Annotated in this window: 14 protein-coding genes; 12 read left to right on the top strand and 2 right to left on the bottom strand. The window is 69.9% G+C overall.

Going from position 1 to position 18039, the window contains the following annotated elements:
- The first annotated feature begins 4 nt into the window (after window positions 1–4).
- The 12 genes from JK363_RS44250 (at window position 5) to JK363_RS42595 (ending at window position 14551) form a co-directional block, all read left to right on the top strand.
- Entirely contained in the window at window positions 5–1078 is a 1074-nt protein-coding gene (locus JK363_RS44250; protein WP_307821813.1) for a glycosyltransferase family 4 protein, read from the top strand.
- A complete protein-coding gene (locus JK363_RS21455; RefSeq protein ID WP_201876605.1) occupies window positions 1075–1836 on the top strand; it encodes a nucleotidyltransferase family protein in 762 nt (253 codons plus the stop codon). The genes JK363_RS44250 and JK363_RS21455 overlap by 4 nt, the downstream gene beginning before the upstream one ends.
- Window positions 1833–2984, top strand: coding sequence for a DegT/DnrJ/EryC1/StrS family aminotransferase (locus JK363_RS21450; RefSeq protein ID WP_201876604.1), 1152 nt, complete (start codon window positions 1833–1835; stop codon window positions 2982–2984). The genes JK363_RS21455 and JK363_RS21450 overlap by 4 nt, the downstream gene beginning before the upstream one ends.
- On the top strand, window positions 2966–4885 hold the full coding sequence (locus JK363_RS21445) for a beta-galactosidase trimerization domain-containing protein (protein WP_201876603.1): 1920 nt from the start codon (window positions 2966–2968) through the stop codon (window positions 4883–4885). The genes JK363_RS21450 and JK363_RS21445 overlap by 19 nt, the downstream gene beginning before the upstream one ends.
- Window positions 4882–5778 carry an amidohydrolase family protein gene (locus JK363_RS21440; RefSeq protein WP_201876602.1) on the top strand — a complete coding sequence of 299 codons (897 nt, stop codon included), beginning with the start codon at window positions 4882–4884 and terminating at the stop codon, window positions 5776–5778. The genes JK363_RS21445 and JK363_RS21440 overlap by 4 nt, the downstream gene beginning before the upstream one ends.
- 16 nt (window positions 5779–5794) lie before the next feature.
- Window positions 5795–6601, top strand: a complete 807-nt coding sequence (locus tag JK363_RS21435) for a class I SAM-dependent methyltransferase (RefSeq protein WP_201876601.1) — start codon at window positions 5795–5797, stop codon at window positions 6599–6601.
- 23 nt (window positions 6602–6624) lie between these two features.
- Entirely contained in the window at window positions 6625–7983 is a 1359-nt protein-coding gene (locus JK363_RS21430) for a condensation domain-containing protein (protein ID WP_201876600.1), read from the top strand.
- A complete protein-coding gene (locus JK363_RS21425) occupies window positions 7980–9026 on the top strand; it encodes an alcohol dehydrogenase family protein (RefSeq protein WP_201876599.1) in 1047 nt (348 codons plus the stop codon). Before JK363_RS21430 ends, JK363_RS21425 begins: the two co-directional genes overlap by 4 nt.
- The gene (locus JK363_RS21420; protein ID WP_201876598.1) at window positions 9023–12283 is read left to right on the top strand and encodes a non-ribosomal peptide synthetase; all 3261 of its coding nucleotides are present in this window, start codon (window positions 9023–9025) and stop codon (window positions 12281–12283) included. The genes JK363_RS21425 and JK363_RS21420 overlap by 4 nt, the downstream gene beginning before the upstream one ends.
- On the top strand, window positions 12280–12645 hold the full coding sequence (locus tag JK363_RS21415) for an acyl carrier protein (protein ID WP_201876597.1): 366 nt from the start codon (window positions 12280–12282) through the stop codon (window positions 12643–12645). Before JK363_RS21420 ends, JK363_RS21415 begins: the two co-directional genes overlap by 4 nt.
- Window positions 12646–12976: 331 nt before the next feature.
- Window positions 12977–13624 (top strand): DUF4232 domain-containing protein, encoded by a 648-nt coding sequence (locus JK363_RS21410; protein WP_201876596.1) that lies wholly within the window; start codon window positions 12977–12979, stop codon window positions 13622–13624.
- A gap of 345 nt (window positions 13625–13969) precedes the next feature.
- The gene (locus tag JK363_RS42595; RefSeq protein ID WP_372444821.1) at window positions 13970–14551 is read left to right on the top strand and encodes a glycosyltransferase; all 582 of its coding nucleotides are present in this window, start codon (window positions 13970–13972) and stop codon (window positions 14549–14551) included.
- 61 nt (window positions 14552–14612) lie between these two features.
- Here JK363_RS42595 and JK363_RS21400 read toward each other — a convergent pair whose 3' ends face one another.
- Window positions 14613–16964, bottom strand: a complete 2352-nt coding sequence (locus JK363_RS21400; RefSeq protein WP_201876595.1) for a PPE domain-containing protein — start codon at window positions 16962–16964, stop codon at window positions 14613–14615.
- Entirely contained in the window at window positions 16961–17509 is a 549-nt protein-coding gene (locus JK363_RS21395; protein ID WP_201876594.1) for a WXG100 family type VII secretion target, read from the bottom strand. Before JK363_RS21395 ends, JK363_RS21400 begins: the two co-directional genes overlap by 4 nt.
- Window positions 17510–18039 lie beyond the last annotated feature (530 nt).

Below are 18039 nucleotides of genomic sequence, written 5' to 3'. Positions count from 1 at the left end.
CGGCGTGCGCGTACGGTACATCCACCGCGGGTACTTCCCGGCGCGCGCCGGAGCCGAGCTGATGACGCAGTACCTCGCCACCTCGATGGTCCGGCTCGGCTGGGACGCGGGCGTGTACACGGGCACGGTCCACGAGGACACCGCGCGGTTCATGCGGAATGGGGGCGTGAGCGTGCAGGCGCTCCCGGCCGCGCCCGGCGACACCGACCGCCCGGACGTGGTCCACGCCTTCGACGCCTTCCAGCCGCAGGGCATCGTGGCGGGGCTGGAACTCGCGCGGGCCTGGGACGTGCCGTTCGCCATCACCCCCGCCTCCGCCCCCGAGGTCTGGCCCGACCGCGAGACCGTGCTCGACGGATGCCGGCGTGCCGACGCCGTCTTCGCACTGAGTTCGGCGGAACACGCCATGCTGCGGGACGCCGGCGTCCGCGCATCGGCCCTGCACACCATCGGCCAGGGACCGCATCTGCCCGGCACCGCCGACCCCGGCCGGTTCCGCCGGAGCCACGGCATCAAAGGGCCGATGGTGCTCTTCCTGGGACGCAAGATGCGGTCCAAGGGCTATGTCACCCTCCTCGAGGCGACCCGGTACATCTGGGAGGAACACCCGGACACCTCCTTCGTGTTCATGGGACCCCGCTGGGACGACGACTGCGCGGAACGGTTCGCCGAGCACGCCGATCCCCGCATCGTCGAACTCGGCCTGGTCGACGAGGACGCCAAGCACAGTGCGCTCGCCGCCTGCGATGTGGTGTGCGTGCCCTCCACCGCCGACCTCTTCCCCCTCGTCTACGTAGAGGCGTGGGCCTGCGGCAAACCTGTCGTCGCATCCACCTTCCTCGGCAGCGGGGAGGTCGTCGCCCACGGACGCGACGGCCTGCTCGCCCGCCCCGCCGCCCGGCCCGTCGCCGAGGCGGTCAGCCGACTCCTCGCAGACCCGTCCGAACGCCGCGCCATGGGAGCGCACGGCTACGACAGGGTGCGCGGCGAACTCGGCTGGGACGCGGTCGCCGACCGGGTCCACACCGTCTACCGCACGCTGATCGCCGCCCGGAAGCAAACGGAGAAGACCCGATGAGAGCAGTGGTACTGGCCGGAGGTGAGGGGCGCCGGTTACGGCCCGCCACGCTGACCGTCCCCAAACCGCTCATGCCCCTCGACGGCATACCGATCCTGCACATCATTCTGACGCAGCTGAAGAGGGCGGGCTGTACCCATGTGACGCTCTCCCTCGGCTACCAAGCCCACATGATCAAGGCCAGTTTCGACGAGAACCGCTGGTCGGGCCTGGAGCTGGACTTCTCGTTGGAGAACGAGGCGCTGGGCACCGCCGGTCCGCTCTCACTGCTGCCGCCCTTCGAGGACTCCACCCTCGTCATGAACGCGGACCTGCTCACCGACATCGACTTCGCCGATCTGTGGGCCCGCCACAAGAAGTCGCAGGCATCCGCCACCGTCGCGCTCAGCCGCCAGGAAGTCGACATCGCGCACGGAGTGGTGGATATCGACGACGAGCGGCGCGTGACCGACTTCCGGGAGAAGCCCAGGCTGAGCTTCCTGGTCAGCGCGGGCATCTATGTGCTCGAACCCTCCCTGCTGCGCTTCCTGCCGCAAGCCGCCCGGCACGACATGCCCGCCCTGCTCGACGACGCCCGCGCGCACGGCGAGCCCATCGAGGGCTATGTCATCGACGGCGACTGGCACGACATCGGCACCCGCGAACAGCTTTCCTTCGCCACCGAGGCGTTCCGCGCCGACCCCGCCCGCTACCTCGGCCGCACGGCCGCGGCCGAGCTGTGCGCGGGCACCGGCGCCCCGTGGGCGGTGGGCGGATGACGGCCTTCGACATCCCGCTGTACGGCCCGGAGTTCGGGACAGCCGAAATCGACGCGGTCACCGACGTCCTGCGGTCCGGGTGGCTGTCGGCCGGGCCCGTCACCGAGGACTTCGAAAGCGCCTACGCGGCCGCGCTCGGCGTCGAGTCCGCCGTCGCGGTCTCCAGCGGCACCGCCGCCCTGCATCTGGCGGTTCTGGCCCTGGGCCTGGGACCAGGTGACGAGGTCGTGCTGCCCTCCCTGAACTTCGTGTCGGCCGCCGCGGCTGTCGCCCTGTCCGGGGCCACCCCGGTGTTCGCCGACGTCAAGGGCGCGCACGACCTCTGCCTCGACCCCGAGGACGCCGCAAGCAGAATCACCCCGCGTACCCGGGCGATCGTCGCCATGCACTATGGCGGCCACACCGCCGACCTCACGGCGCTCACCCGGCTGGCCCGTACCCACGGGCTGGCCCTGATCGAGGACTGCGCCCACGCACCCGTCACCGATTCGGTCCAGGGTGTGCTCGGCACGGTCGGTGACATCGGCTGCTACAGCTTCTTCGCCACCAAGAACCTGGCCATGGGCGAGGGCGGCATGGTGGTCGCCTCCGACCCCGCGGTGCGCGACCGCATACGCAGGCTGCGCTCCCACGCCCTCACCGTCAGCGCCCAGCAGCGCCACCGCGGCGGGCCCTCCCTCTACGACGTCGACGACCTCGGCCTCAACTACCGTCCCACGGAGGTAGCTTGCGCCATCGGACGTGTGCAGCTCGACGCCCTGCCCGCCGCGCGGGTGCGCCGTCAGGACGCCGTACGCCGGTACCGCGAGCGGCTGGCCGGGCTGCCCGGGCTCACGGTTCCGTTCGCCGACCGGCCGGTCGAGGAGGGCGCTCACCATCTGTTCGCCATCGTGCTGCCCGGCCACATCCACCGCGAGGCGCTCCAGGACCGGCTGCGCGCGGCACGGATCCAGAGCGGTGTGCACTACCCGCCCACCCACCTGTTCACCCTGTACCGGGAACGCTACGGCCTCGGCCCGGGCCATCTGCCGGTGACCGAGGACGTGATGGATCGCCAGCTCTCGCTGCCGATCCACCCGGGCATGGGACCGGCACTGGTCCGGCAGGTCGCCGAGGAGGTGAGCGCCGCATGGCGTCCGACATCGTGAGCAGCGGCCGGGTCACGTTGGCCGACGGTGTGCCGCACGTCGACGGACGCCATCTGTTCAGCGTCGGTGTCAACTACCACCCCTCCCCCTCGGGATGCGATTACTGGCGGGAGTGGGACGGCACCCGCATCGACGACGACTTCCGGCAGATGGCCGCGTCGGGCGTCAACACTGTACGGTTCTTCGTCTTCTGGGCCGACTTCGAGCCCGAGGAGGGTTCCTACGACCCGGTGATGGCCGACCGGCTGCGGGAACTGGCCGGGATCGCCGGCCGGCACGGCCTGTTCTGTCTTCCCTCCCTGCTCACCATCTGGATGAACGGCCAGCGCTTCGACCCGCCGTGGCGGGACGGCCGGGACCTGTGGCGGGACCCGGAGATGACCGAACGGCAGCGGGCCTTCGTCGACCACATCGCCACTGTGCTCCGGGACGCACCCAACGTCCTTGCCTATGACCTCGGGGACGAGGTGCTCCACGTCGACGCGGCGTCGTCCGCCGCCCTCGGCGCGGACGAGGCCCGCGCATGGTGGGGGACACTCGCGGTGGCGATCCGCGAAGCCGACCCCGGTGCGCTGGTCCTCCAGGCCAACGAGGCGTCCGCGGTGGTCGGCGGCCACGCCTTCCGCCCCGAGCACGCACACGCGCTCGACCTGGTGGGACTTCATGGATTTCCGGTGTGGACACCGTTCCATGTCGAATCCGTCACCGCTCTCAAGGCCACCTCCTTCGTGCCCTATCTGGTACGGCGCGCCGCCGCCCACCGGCCGGTCTACGTCGACGAACTGGGAAGCTACGGCTGTGACGAGACCACGGCCGCCGGCTATCTGAGAGCCGCCGCCCACTCCGCCTTCGCGGCGGGTGCGGTCGGTACGGCCGTATGGTGCTGGCAGGACTTCACCACCGAGCGCAAGCCGTACGCCCTGCGGCCCAACGAACGGCGGGTGGGCCTGCTGGCCGCGGACGGCCGTGCGAAGCCCGCCCTGGCCGAGTACCGGTCGTTCGCTCGGCGCGTGACCGGCGAGCTGGCCGGGTTCAGGCCGCTGCCCGCCCCGGTGGGCGTCTTCCTCCCCGAGCACGAGCCGGAGGAGGGCGGCTACTTGACGCCCTCGGGCAGCGACGCGCCCGCCGGCTTCTACGCCCACCTGCTGCTGCAACAGGCCCATCTCCCCTACGCGTTCATCGGCCGGAACGCGGAGCTCGAGCGGCACGCCCTGGTGATCTGCCCCTCGGCACGGCAGCTGTCGCTGTCCGACCGCCGTCGCCTGGAGCGGTACGTCACCTCCGGCGGAGTGCTGCTCTACTCGACCGGCAGCCTGCTGGACGCCGCCGGCGACGAGGAACTGTTCGGCGTCCGCGTCAGGGACTTCACCTTGGCCTCGGACACGCACTCCGGCTTCGCCTGGGCGGGTGTGCGGTTCCCGCTGCGGTGGGAGCCCGGCCCCGTCCCCGTGATCGACACGGCGGGCGCCGAGGTCCTGGCCGCATTCGCCGACGGATCTCCCGCGCTGACCCGCCATCGCCTGGGCGCGGGGCTCGCCCACTACCTCAACGCCCCGTTGGAGGCCCAGCTCAACGCGCCCTACCGACTGGAGGAGACCGACTGGCACCGACTGTACGCGGCGGTCGCCGAGACGGCGGGTGTGCTGCCTCCGCTGACCGCCGACCACCCGGCCGTGGAGACCACCGTGCTCGGCCGCGGCGACGAGCGCTGCGGTGTGGTGATCAACCATGCTCCCGAGCCGGTGCACACGACCGTACGGCGGCAGGCCGTCGACGGCGCCCCGGAGAGCACGGACCACCTTTCGCTGGAGCCCAAGGACGTCCGCCTGCTGTTCTGGCACGCCAGAACCGCCGCGCAGGACACCGGTTGCCGCGAACGGCCCGAGGAGGGGTGGACGTGATCATCGACGCGCATGTGCACGCGGGCGAGTACTACCGGCACTACTCGGCCGCCTTCGCCCAGCAGATGACGGCCACCACCGTAATGCGGCCCGAAGAACTCTCCGCGCCGGAGACGAAGCTCATGGCGGAGATGGACTCGGCCGGCGTGGACCGCGTCTTCCTGATCGCCTTCGACGTGCGGCGCGTCGAAGGGTTCTCGGTGCCGAACGAGTTCGTCGCCGAGCTGTGCGCCCGCCACCCCGAGCGGCTGACCGGCTTCGTCTCCGTGGACGCCGGCACCCCGGGCGCCGCCGCCCGTCTGCGCCACGCCATCACCGGGCTCGGCCTGCGCGGGCTGAAGACCGCACCGTGCTATCTGCACATGTCCCCGGCCGACCGCCGGTGGTACGACGTGTACGAGACCGCCCTGGAGCTCGGCATCCCGGTGCTGATGCACACCGGCTACACACCCTCCCGGAACGCGGACGCCCGCTTCTTCTCCCCGCTGCTGGTGGAACAGGTGGCCAAGGACTTCCCCGACCTCACGGTGATCCTCGCCCACCTCGGCACGCCCTGGACCCGGCCATGCGTCGACCTGCTCGCCCGCCACCCCAACCTGTACGCCGATCTGTCGATCTTCGGCTCGTACCAGTCACCCACGACGGTGGCCGAGGCCCTGTCCCACGCCCGCGACAGCGGCGTCCTCGACCGCCTCCTGTGGGGTACCGACTTCCCCTTCGCCTCCATGACTGGCTCCGTGGCCCGCATGGCGGAACTGACGCGGGACCCCGGGCTGTGGCCACCAGGCCATGACCCGCTGACCCCACAGGAGTACCGAGCCCTCATGGGCGGCACCGCGGCACAGCTCATCACCCCGACCGCCTTCTCCCCGACTCACCCCCCGAACCGTTGACTCGATTGAGGCACCGATGACCTTCGTCCACGGATACGAGTTCGACGCCATGTCACGTCGGCCCCTCTACGGTGACGTGACCCAGCGTCTGGTCGACATCTGCCAAGCCCCCGCCGGCGGCGTCGTCGCCGACGTCGGCTGCGGCTCCGGCCGCGCCACCGAACTGCTCCTCGAACGCTCCGCCCACGTCGGCACCGTCATCGGTATCGACCCCTCCGAGCACGAACTGGCCATCGCACGCCAGCGGTTGCGCGATCCCAAGGTACGTTTTGTTCAGGGACGCGCCCAGGACGTCGAGTCCCTGACCGGCCCTGTGGACGTCGCCGTCCTCAGCAACGTCATGCACCAGATCCCGGCGGCGGAGCGCGGCCCGGTGATCGAAGGATGCCACCGGCTGCTCGCACCAGGCGGTTGCTGTGCCCTCAACACCCTCTTCTACGAGGGAGCCGTCCTGCCGGAGACCCGGCCCTTCTACGCCCACTGGCTGCGTGCCACCCGCGACGTCCTGCGGAGCAGGGACAGCGATCTCGTGCTCGCGCGCGGCAAGCCGGTGGCGCTGGAGACGCTCACACCGCGGCAGCACGAGGCCCTGTTCAGCCAGGCAGGGTTCCACCGGGTCAAGTCCGAGGAGGTCGTGTACGCCTGGACGCTTCGGGACTGGGAGGCCCTGTGCACGTACTCGGTGTTCGTGGAGGGCGCGACCGGCATCGAGGACCTGGCCCTCGGCTCTCAGGCACTGGTCCAGGGCCTGCGGACCGCCTTCGAGCGGTTGGGGCTTTCCGAGGTGCCCCGGCGTTGGCTCTTCACCTGGGGCGGCAAGTAAGCGAGACCGAAAGGCGGTTGCCTGTGGAGAAGAAGGACCTGCCTCTTTCGTACGCCCAGCGGGGCATGTGGTTCATGGAGCGGCGCGCCGGTACGACACGGTACGCGGATCCCATGACGTTCCGCCTCATCGGTGAGCTGGACGTCACGGCCCTGCGGGAGAGCATCGAGGATCTCGTCCGCCGTCATGAGGCACTGCGCACCCGCTTCCCCCTCGTCGACGGCGCACCCGTCCAGCGTGTGGTGCCGGACTCGGAGGTGCCACTGCCCCTGACCGATCTGTCGCCGCTCCCCGCCACGGAGCGGGAGCACGCTGCGGCCCGGTTCCTGGTGGACGACCTGAAGCGCCCGTTCGACCTGGCCGACGGACCCGTGGTGCGCGCCGCGCTGATCCGACTCGCACCGCGTGAGCACATCGTGCGGATCACCCTGCACCACCTCGTGTCCGACGCCTGGTCGTGGTGGGCGGTGCTGCTGCGCGAACTGGAGCAGCTCTACGCCGCACGAGTGCGCGGGCGCGCCAGCCCCCTGCCTCCCGTCCGCACCCAGTACAGCGCCTTCGTGCGCTGGCAGCGCGACTGGCTCACGAGCCCCGCGTACCCGAAGCAACTGGACTACTGGAAGAAGACCCTGGCCGACCTCACTCCCCTGCCGCCGCTCTCCCTGGCACGCTCCACGCCGCCACCGGGTGAACAGCCCCCGCGGACACGCTGGTTCACCTTTCCGCAACCCCTCTACGACCGGCTGCGGGAGGTCGCCCGGCGCGAACACGCCACCCTGTTCATGCTGTTGCTCGCCGCATTCACACGGGTGCTGCGCCGCTACACGGACACCGATGACATCCTCGTCGCCACGCGGGGCGGTTTCCGCACCCGAGTCGAGTTCGAGAAGGCCGTCGGCTTCTTCGTGAACCTGCTGCCCGTGCGGACGCGGGTGCCCGTGGCCGGGAACTTCCGCAACCTGCTGCGCCAGGTCCGCGGGAACCTGATCGGGGTGTATGCCCATCGGGACGTGCCGTTCGAGCGGCTCAGCGCCGACCTCGGCCTGTGGCGGCCCGGTTTCCGCCCGGCGATCAGCGTGTGCGTCTCCTTCCAGACCACGCCGGAGGTACCTCCCGCCCTCACGGGACTCGACGTGGCACTCATCAACCACGACCCTTTCTCGCCCTACCCCCTGGACCTCGGCTTCTACGAGGACGCGGGCGCGCTGAGCGCCCTGCTCATCCACCACCCCGACAGTTACGGCGACACGGCCGCCGCACGTCTGCTCGACGACCTGTGCCAGGTGCTCCACTCCGCCTGCGGCGAACTGGGGCGGAGCGCCGGGAACGACGGCCCGCCGGCCACCCCCGCCCGGTCGGCGTCCGGAAAGGAGGACCTATGAGAGCGCTGCAATGGCATGGCACACGCCGGGTGGCGGTCGCGGATGACGTCGCGGTGCCCCGGATCGAGGAGCCGGGGGATGCGCTCGTCCGCGTCGTCCGCAGCGCGATCTGCGGCACCGACCTCCACCCGTACCGAGGTGAGATCGCGCAGTTCACACCGGGCACCGTCACCGGCCACGAGTTCACCGGCGTGGTCGAGGCCGTGGGGCCAGGAGTGCACGGCCTCAAGCCCGGCGACCGGGTCGTCGCCTCGGACATCATCGCGTGCGGGCACTGCCGGAACTGCCGCCGGAGCCGACACTACCAGTGCGAACGTGTCGGCCTGTTCGGCTACGACACCGTGGTGGGCACGCGGGCGTATCCCGGAGGTCACGCCGAGTACGTACGGGTGCCGTTCGCTGATGTGGTGCTGCTGCCGATCCCCGACGACGTCGGCGACGAACAGGCGCTGTTCGTCGGCGATGTCCTCGCCACGGGATACGCGTGTGCCGTCGGCGCCGAGGTACGCCCCGGGGACACCGTTGCGGTGGTGGGCTGCGGTCCCGTGGGCCTGCTCGCCTTGGAGGCCGCCTGGACGCTGGGCGCCGCCCGGGTCCTCGCCGTCGACCCGCTGGAGAGCCGACGGAAACTGGCCGCCGAACGCGGCGCGCATCCGGTGCCCGACGGCCCGCACGTCGCGCAACAGGTCATCGACCTGACCGAGGGACACGGCGCGGACGCCGTCCTGGAGGCCGTCGGCACCGACGCCTCGCTGCTGACCGCGCTGCACGTCGTAGGTCCACGCGGTGTGGTGTGCGCCGTGGGCGCCCACGCCTCCGAGGCCCTGCCCATGCCGACACGGCTCGCCTTCGCCAAGGAGATCACCCTGCGCTTCGCTGTCGGCGACCCGATCAGTGACCGGGAGACCTTGATGAACCTGGTGCGCGGCAGCCGTATCGACCCCACCTTCATCATCTCGCACCGGATGCCGCTGTCCCAGGCCGCGGAGGGGTTCCGGCTTTTCGACTCCGGCGCGGCCGGCAAGGTGGTGCTGATCCCGTGACCACGCCCGTGGTCTCCGCCTCGGCGGCCGGGGAACGAGCCCGGCCGGTCCCCGGCGTGCATCGGCTGATCGAGCGGTGGGCCCGTGAAACACCGGACGCCGACGCCCTGCTCTGTGGCGACAGGCGGCTGAGCTACGCGGAACTGGACCGCTGGGCCTTCCGGTTGGCGTCTCGCTTGCGTCGTCTGGGTGTGGGGCCGGACGTACCGGTGGGGCTCCATCTGACCCGCTCCGTCGAACTGGCCGTGGCGGTACTCGCCGTGCTGAAGTCCGGGGGCGTATGCGTCCCGCTGGACCCCGCCTACCCGCCCGAACGGCTGGCACTCGCGCTGACGGACAGCGCCCCACCCGTCGTCCTGGCCCAGCGGCGGCCCGCCTTCGACGCCACAGCCCACCCGGGCACCGTCCTGTGCCTGGACGAGTCGGCAGAGCAGGACGCGGCCCCGGCCCGGCCCCCGGCCACCGCCGGCGAGCTCCATCCACAGAACCTGGCGTGGATCGCGTACACCTCCGGATCCACCGGGACACCCAAGGGTGTCGCGCTCGCACACGGCCCCCTCGCCAATCTGGCCCTCGAGATCGGGCGGGGTCTCGGGCTCGGGCCCGGCGACCGGGTCCTTCAGTTCGCCTCCATCGGCTTCTCGGTGGCCGCGGAGGAGATGCTCGCCACCTGGGCGGCCGGAGCCTGCCTGGTGGTCGATCCGGACGAGACGCTCGGAGACTGCGCACGTCTGACCGCCGTGGTCGATCGGTACGGCGTCAGTGTCATGCAACTGACCCCGGCGTACTGGTACGAGTGGCTGCGCGAGCTCGACCACGACGGCACCCCGCGGCCGCCCGCCTCGCTGAGGCTCCTGGTCGTCGGCAGTGAGCGGGTCGATGTGCGGCGCGCCGCGGACTGGCTGCCCACCGGGGTGCGTCTGGTGCAGGAATACGGCGCGACCGAGGGCACGGTCTCCCAACTCCTGTACGAAACGGCCGTGGACGGCACGGAGCTGAGGACCTGGCCCCGGCTGCCGATCGGGCGGCCGCTGGCCGGCACACAGGTGCGTCTGCTCGACGAGCGTCTGCGGCCGGTGCCGGACGGCCGACCCGGGGAGCTCTACCTCGCCGGGGACTGCCTGGCGCGTGGGTACCTGGGGCAGCCGGGAATGACCGCCGAACGCTTCCTGCCCGACCCGTACGCCCGCCGTCCAGGCGCACGGATGTACCGCACGGGCGACCTCGCACGCCGTCGGGACGATGGCGCGCTGGAGTTCCTCGGCCGGGCCGACCACCAGATCAAGGTGCACGGCGTACGCATCGAGCCCGGAGAGGTCGAGTCGGCCTTGGGGCGCTACCCGGGTGTCGCGGCGAGCGCGGTGTTCGCGCGAATGACACCAGCCGGGACCGATCAGCTGTGCGCGCGCGTGGTCTGGGAGGACGGACACCACGACCCCGCGGGCCTGCGTGTCCACCTCACGGACACCCTGCCCCGGGCGCTGGTGCCGGCGCGCATCGTCCCGGTGGCGGCACTCCCCCTGAACGCCAACGGCAAGGTGGACCGCGGAGCCCTGCCGGACCTGCCCCTCGCGGACGAATCGGACCCCACCTGCGGAGCCGCGCCGCGCACCGCGCTGGAGGCGGCCGTCGCCGGGGTCTGCGCGATGGCCCTCGATGTCCACCGGGTCGGTCTCGACGACGACTTCTTCGAACTCGGCGGCGACTCCCTCACCGCAACCCGCATCGCGGCCGGTCTGCGGGAGGCTCTCGCCGTCGACATACGCCAGCGCGCGGTGTTCGCCGCGCCGACCGTACGGGCGCTGGCGGAGGCCGTGGCCGAACGGCGTCGCGCGCACGGTGCCGAGAAGGTGGCGGACAGCGCGGCAGGTGCCCGGGACGGTGCGAGGGGGACCGCGGGGACGGAGCCCGAGCGGGCTCCCCTGACCTCCTCGCAACTGCGCATGTGGCTCCAGCACCGGATGACGCCAGTGAACGCCGCCTACAACGAGCCGGTGGTCCTGCGCCTTCAGGGCGACCTCGTGCCCGAGGCCCTGCGGCACGCGCTCAGGCAGGTGGCGCGGCGGCACGCGGCGCTGCGAGTCACCATCGGCAACGAGGGCGGACACCCGGTACAGCGCATCGCACCGCCCGGCGCCGACGACTTCGCGCTGGCCATCACGGACCTGTCGCACGACCCGTCGCCGGACCTTGACCGGATCATCAACGAGTTGGCCACCGCACCCTTCGACCTGGTCCGTGGTCCCCTCTCGCGGGCGGACCTGTTGCGGACTTCCGCCACCGACCACGTACTGGTGCTGGTGTTCCACCACATCGTCTTCGACGGCTGGTCGATCGATGTGCTGTTCCGGAATCTGTCGGAGCTGTACCGGGAGGCACTGACCGGCGAACCCGCGCGGCTGCCGCAACTGCCGGTCTCCTACGCGTCCCACGCAGCCCGGAACGCGGCCGGGAGCTCGGTTGCGGACGGGCAACTCTCCTATTGGCGAGAGGCGTTGAGCGGCGCTCCGGAGGAAACGACCCTTCCGCCCACACGTGCCGCACCAAGTCTGTCCGCCACGGGAGTGGCATGCCCGTTCGCCGTCGACTCCGGCGTGGCGGCCCGCCTGCGCGAGCTGGCCACCGCGGAGCACGCCACCTCGTACACGGTGCTGCTCGCCGGCTTCATGGCGTTCGTCCACCGCGAGAGTGGTGCCCATGACCTCGTCGTGGGCACGCTCGTCTCGGGCCGGGACCGGCCGGGGACCGCCGGGATGATCGGCCTTCTCACCAACACGGTGGCCCTGCGCGCGCATCTCACGGAACGTATGACGTTTCGCCAACTGCTGTGTCAGACACGGGAAACCGTGCAGGGAGCGCTGGAACACCAGGACGTCCCCTTCGACCGGGTGGTACGGGAACTGCGGCCCTCCCGCGACCGGCAGCGCAATCCACTCTTCCAACTGATGTTCTCCTACGGCGGCACAACGGTCCGCGCCCCTGTCCTCCCCGGTCTGCATGCGGAACCCCTGCGGGTCGAGACCGGCGCGGCGAAGTTCGACGCCACCGTGATGCTGGAGGAGGACGGGAACGGAGGCTTCACGGGCGTCCTCGAATACGACCTGGCCCGCTACGACGAGGCGACCGCTTGGCGCCTCACCGCGTCATTCCACTCACTGCTCGCTCTTCTGGCCGTAAATCCCGACGCCGGGCTGCACGGAGACGGGATTCCCGATACCGGCGATCAATCGCGTACGACCACCTTGGAGGAACTATGACGGACAAACTCACCGACCCTGATGTCGCCACCTCTCAGGCCGGGACGGGCGGAACACCCACGCAAAGGCGGGCCGATGCGGAAGCGGCGGCGGAGGTGGTCCGCAGGACCTGGGCACAGGTCCTGGACGTGGATGCCACGTCGATCGACGTCCACCGCAGTGACTTCTTCGAACTGGGCGGATACTCGCTGCTTGCCCTGCAAGCCATAGGCAGGATCCTGACGGAGTACGGGGTCGGCGAAGTCGAGTCGGTGGAATGGGAGGGAGAACTCCTCAACCGCCTCTTCGAGAACGCCACGCCCATGGCTCAGGCCGAGTTCCTGGCGGAAAAGGGCCACGGCAGGCCAAGCGGCACCCGGTAGCCGGCCGGGTATGCGAAGCCCCTGGACGGACGATCCGTCCAGGGGCTTCGTGTGACGGCCGGGGAACTGCGCGACCAGGGCCACGGCGAGGACGGCGAGCAGGGTGATGGGGAGTAGCGGTGTCGTGATCACCTTCGGCGTTGCGGGAGAGCTGCTGGTCGGCCAGCTGACGCGGTGCGCCGTGTGCCCGACGGGCGTGTAACAGGAGTGTATTAGCGGGCGGTTGGGCGGAACGGTTCGCCAGCCGGGCAGATCTTGCTGATCAGAAACGCTCGCTCGTACCGACTCGTACCAAGCAGTCGGCACCCCCAACCGGAACTGAGGAAAAACGATGCGTGTTCACAAGCTCTCCTTAGCCGCCCTGGCCGTTGCCGCGGGTCTCTCGCTCACGGCCTGCCAGAACGACGATGCCGACACGGGACAGAGCGCCCCGTCGTCCGCGTCCAGTGTGTCTTCCTCGGGCGGCGGTTCGGGCTCGGGCGGTTCGGATCAGGGCGGCGGGAAGGACTCCGGCGAGCAGGGCACGGCCGCCGGGACCGGCTCCAACGAGAACGGCAAGGTCGGCAAGTGCCGCACCGACGAGCTGGAGATCACGGCGGCGGACCGCACCATCGATGGCGACGGCGATGGCACCGTCGCGGTGACGCTGAAGAACGGTGGCGGCCGGGACTGCGCCATCTCCGGGTACGCGGGCATCGACCTCAAGACCAGCGAGGGGGCTCTGTCCGCCAAGCGCAGTGGTGAGCCGGCCGACCCGCACATCCTCAAGGACGGGGAGTCGACGTACTTCGGCGTCAACTACCCGATCAACAAGTCGGGCGGCTCCGGCGTCCGCGTCACGGGGCTGGTGGTGACCCCGCCGGACGAGACGAAGTCGGTCACCCTCGACTGGCCGGGCGCCGGCACGCTGCCCGTCACGGACGGTGCCGGCTCCCCGGTGAAGGTCGGCCCGATCGGGGGCATCGGTCAGGGCGGCTGACCCGCACGTCCCAGGGTGCTCGGGCACCGCGCCGCTGCCCGAGCACCTGCCAGTGCGGATGCGAAGCCCCTCCAGCTCCAACACGCTGAACGTGGCAGAGAAGAGCCCGGCCCTTGAGCAGGGCCACCACGTCGCGCTCCACGCCCCCGTCATGTTCCGCCGCGAAGCCCGGTGGCGCGGGGTGGAGTTCCACGGCGCCGGAACGAACTGGACCTGCGATCCGCTCGTTCAGCAGACGGTGAGCGAGATCTGGACGGGCTTGGGGAACGCGCGCTTCAACCGGTACGTCTTCGGCCACCTCTGGCCGGAACAAGCCGAGGCGAAGGCCCGTGACCTGCTCACCGCGTGGACACGGGCACGGCCCGATCAGGAGCACCGGTCCGAGGCCGTTGTCCGCTGCGAGCAGGGGGCGAGTGGTTCTACCCGGCTCCTCCACCCTCGGCGCGCGCGGTCCGACGCACCGTCGCGGAATTCCGAACCGCCCTGCCCGGGTGGCTGGACCGCTCCCCCTCCTACCGTCCGCTCATCTACGTGAGCCTGGGCACCTTGACCACGGCAATGACCGATCTGCGTACCGTCGTGGGGAGCGCATACCGGGAGATCATGGCCGCGCTCTCCGCAATCGACTGCGACGCGATCGTGTCCGCGGGCAACCTCGCGGAGCACCTGCCGAGCACCGACCCCCGCATCAAGGTCGTCGAGCACGTCCCGCAACCCGCGCTCCTGCACCACGCCGACCTGTTCGTGACGCACGGCGGCCGGGCATCCCTGCTCGACGCGGTGCAGGGCGCAACGCCCATCCTGGTCATGGGCGTTCTCGCCGACCAGCCCGACAACGCCGCCGCCATGCGCACCGCCGATGCCGAGCTGTCCCAACTACCACCACTCGACCTCATGGAGCAACGGAAAGGTGGTGACCTGGTTTGACTGACGACTGGCAGGAACAGCCGCAGTCGTTCCCACTCGGCATCGGTCAGATCGCCCCGCCCTAGTGGTCGACGGCCATTTGCCTTACTTGCGCAATGGAGGTGAGGAACGGCGCCGTGGACCCGACCCTGGAGTATCCCTGGCTGAAACCTTCGTCGGAGTACAGCTCTGCCCAGCTCTCCGACACCTTGATGCCGTGTTCCTTCCCGATGGCCTTGAGCATCGCCTCGTTCTGCCGCACATCGCGCCCGGCCATCTCGTCGTAGATCGCGCCGGCCTTGTCCGCCGCCGGGGCGGACCTGTTGATGCTCCAGTCCTGGGCGTCCGCGTCGCTGAGGGCGGCCCCCTCGCTCCCGATGATCAGACTTGCGGCCACCGCGGCTCCGAGGGGATGCGAGGCGAAGGGCTCCACGACGCTGGCGCCCGTCACCACGGTGCCGAAGGCGGTGTTCCCCCACAGGCGCTTGCTGAGCGTGGCGTTGTCGTACTCCTTCTCCTCCCGGACCGCCGGGCCGATGAGGCCCTCCTGCGCACCGGAGGCCAGCGTGCCCGCGGTCTCGCCCGATGTCTTGAGGACCTCGTGCACGATGTCCCGCGGGGGCGCGTTGTACTTCTGGTCCGCGGGGACGTCCCCGCCCAGGTGATGGTCGAGCACTTGGGCGGTGTACAGCTTCTGTCCCGCGGTGATCGCCGCGTTCGCCTCGGGGTCCTGCCCGAGCTGGACCAGGAACTTCGTCACGTCGCGGTGTTCCATCCCGGCCTGTGCCCCGGACATGGGGAACAACTTGTCGTCGTCCCCACCGTCCTTCATGGCCCGGAAGAAGTCCGGTACGTACTCGGCCGCGGCGTTCCCCAGGCCCTGCTGCATGCCCAGGGCCATCGAGATGTCCGCGTTTCCGTCCTTGTCGACGTTCCCCATGCCCTTGACGAGCTTGGACATGAGTTCCGCCTGGTCCTTGGTGTGTTCCGCCGGGACATTCCCCGGCGCGTCCCAGTCGTGACCGGTGGTGGCGGAGCCCAGCGCGTGGCCGAGGGCCACCCGGGGACCGTAGGGCACCTTGTCACCGAGGTCGGCGCCGCCGCTGTCGGGCAGCCATGTGCGCTCACGGAGCAGGTAGTCGAAGTGCTCCTTGTCCTTGAAGAACTGCGTGGACGCGTCGCCGTTGTGGCCCAGCGCCTCGAAGTATCCGGTGAAGGGATCCTCGCCCTTGTCGCTCTTCCCGCCGAAGTTGAGGAAGTCCGGCGGCTCCTGGCCGTAGGCGAGCCACTTCCGGTGCGTCTGCTCCTCCTCACGTCGTCCGCCGGGCGCGTCGAACGCCTGCTTGTCCACCGCGACGAGCTTGTCGCCGTACTCGTTGAGGAACTGGCCGTCCCACTTCCCGGTGCGCATGAGATTGCTCATCACCTGGAAGCCGTACGGCGGTTCGGCGTAGTAGGTCCGGTGCTCACCGGGCATGCGCTGGTAGCCGAGGTCGATGACGTCCTTCTTCCACTTCGTCATCTCCGGCGAGTCGGAGTGGCTGGCGAGGCCCAGGGTGATGCCCAGGTTGTCCTGGAGCGCCGCGAGTTGCTTCGTCACTCCGTCCGGGCGCTCCTTGGCCTTGCTGAACGGGTTGCCCTCGTAGTCCGGCTTGGCCGCCTTGTACCAGAATTCCATGATCCACTTCGCGCCCTTGCGGGTGGCGAACTGCTCGGCGAAGTCGGAATTCTGGGCGTTCTTGGCGAGGAGGCCGTTGAACTGGGACAGGAGCTTGGGGTCCTTCTTGAAGTCCTCCTTGCCTGCCAGCCTCATCAGGGTGTCGACGTCCTTCTTGGTTTCGGCGTCGACGTCCTTGAGGTGTCCCGCGATGTCGTCGTTGAAGCCCTTGCCCGGCGGGTCGATCTGGAGGGCCGTCTTCAGGTCGTGGTCCGCCTCGCTCGCGCTGAGGATGGCCTCACGAATCTTTTTGTTGTAGTAGACGATCGACTCGTGGTACGCCTTCTGGAGGCCCGCGGTGTTCTCCACGTCGTCCGGCGGGTCGAGATAGACGACACCGTCCTTCTTGTTGACCTTCAGATAGACCTTGCCGTCGCCGTCCTTCGGCGGGGTGCTCACCGCCGTCTCGACCTCGGTGAGGACCGTCTTCGCGGACTCGAACGCCTTCAGCGCCTCCGACATGACGGTGCCGATCTTCCTGGCCTGGCCGGAGGCCTCCGACATCTGGTGCCGGACACCGCGGAACCCCTTGAACGCCGCCTCCGCCGCCTCACCGAACCAGCCGGACTGCTCCAGCGGGGACGAGACGGTGCGGGTGAACGTAGTGGTGACGGTGTCAATCTTGCCCGGGAGGGCCTTCCATTTGGCCACCGCCTCCCGGAGCGGTTCGAGGTTGACCTCGCGGACTGCGGTGTAGGTGAGTTCAGGAGTGGTCATCGGCGCGTTCCCCAGGACTTGGGCTCGGTGCTGGACGGGAGCGTCGGCACATGGAGGCCGTACAGGGGCTTGTCGGTCCCCTGCGAGGTGCCGTCCTTGGGCAGGTACGGCCCGTACAGCGGCGGCAGGTCCACCTTGTCCATGTCCGCCTTGCTCCGGACGTCCGTTGCCTTGAAGGTGGTGGCGGCGGTGCGGAGTGCCTTGGCGACCCCGGAGTAGAGGCCGTCCAGGTACTTCATCTGGGCACGCCAGTTCTTCTGGAACTCCTTGAACGCCTCGTCGCTCGCGAAGCCCGCCATGGAGCCGGGCACCTGCTCGGTCTCCTGCATCGTCTCGTTGTCCGTCTTCGCGAACTCGTCGCTCACCTTGTCGGCTTGCCCCGCGTGGGAGCGCAGGACGTGCGGCGTCACTTGGAGCTGCTTTCCACCGCCCTTTCCATCACCCTTGGCGCCGCCGTCGCCGCCGGCCCCGTTGAGTTGCATGGAAGTGCTCTGCTGGGAGCGCGCGTCGCTGACCAGGCCCGCCCATTCCTGTTCGAAAGACAAAGTTCTTCCCCCGTTTCGCCGGTGAACATTCAACAGGCTGCTGGCGAATCTACAAGAGCGGCGGAGGAGGGGCCTCCCCTTCGACTGTGAAGATCGTGCGGTCAGAGCGGACCGCGCCCGACACCTCCTCATGCTGGCGCAATGTCCGACCGCCAGGGTGAGCTATGTCTCGCCTACCGCCCCCGAGAGGGGGTGCGGTCCACGTCGCGTGTCCACGGACCCCTCGATGTGGTGTTTCGACCCAGGGTGAGTGACGACCTACAACGTGCGCATGGGGCACGTGTCGCGAGGCGCGACGAATCCACCGCGATACCACCACACCTGCCGCCGATGGCACGGCTGTTGAGCCGTGTCACCCATCCGGGTGAGTGTGGACGGAAGGCAGTGGCGCTGGATGAGCGGTTGCAGAACGCTGCCTGGGAGCGGAGATGTGTGAAGTGACCGCAACGAGCAGAAGCGGGCACGAAGCGGGCAGAAAGCGGAAGGCGATAGCGGCGAAACAGGCACAGCACGCCCCATCGCGCGCTCGT

Origin of the sequence: Streptomyces coffeae (assembly GCF_016741875.1) — a bacterium.
Classification (GTDB): domain Bacteria; phylum Actinomycetota; class Actinomycetes; order Streptomycetales; family Streptomycetaceae; genus Streptomyces; species Streptomyces coffeae.
This window is presented reverse-complemented; position numbering and strand designations above follow the sequence as displayed.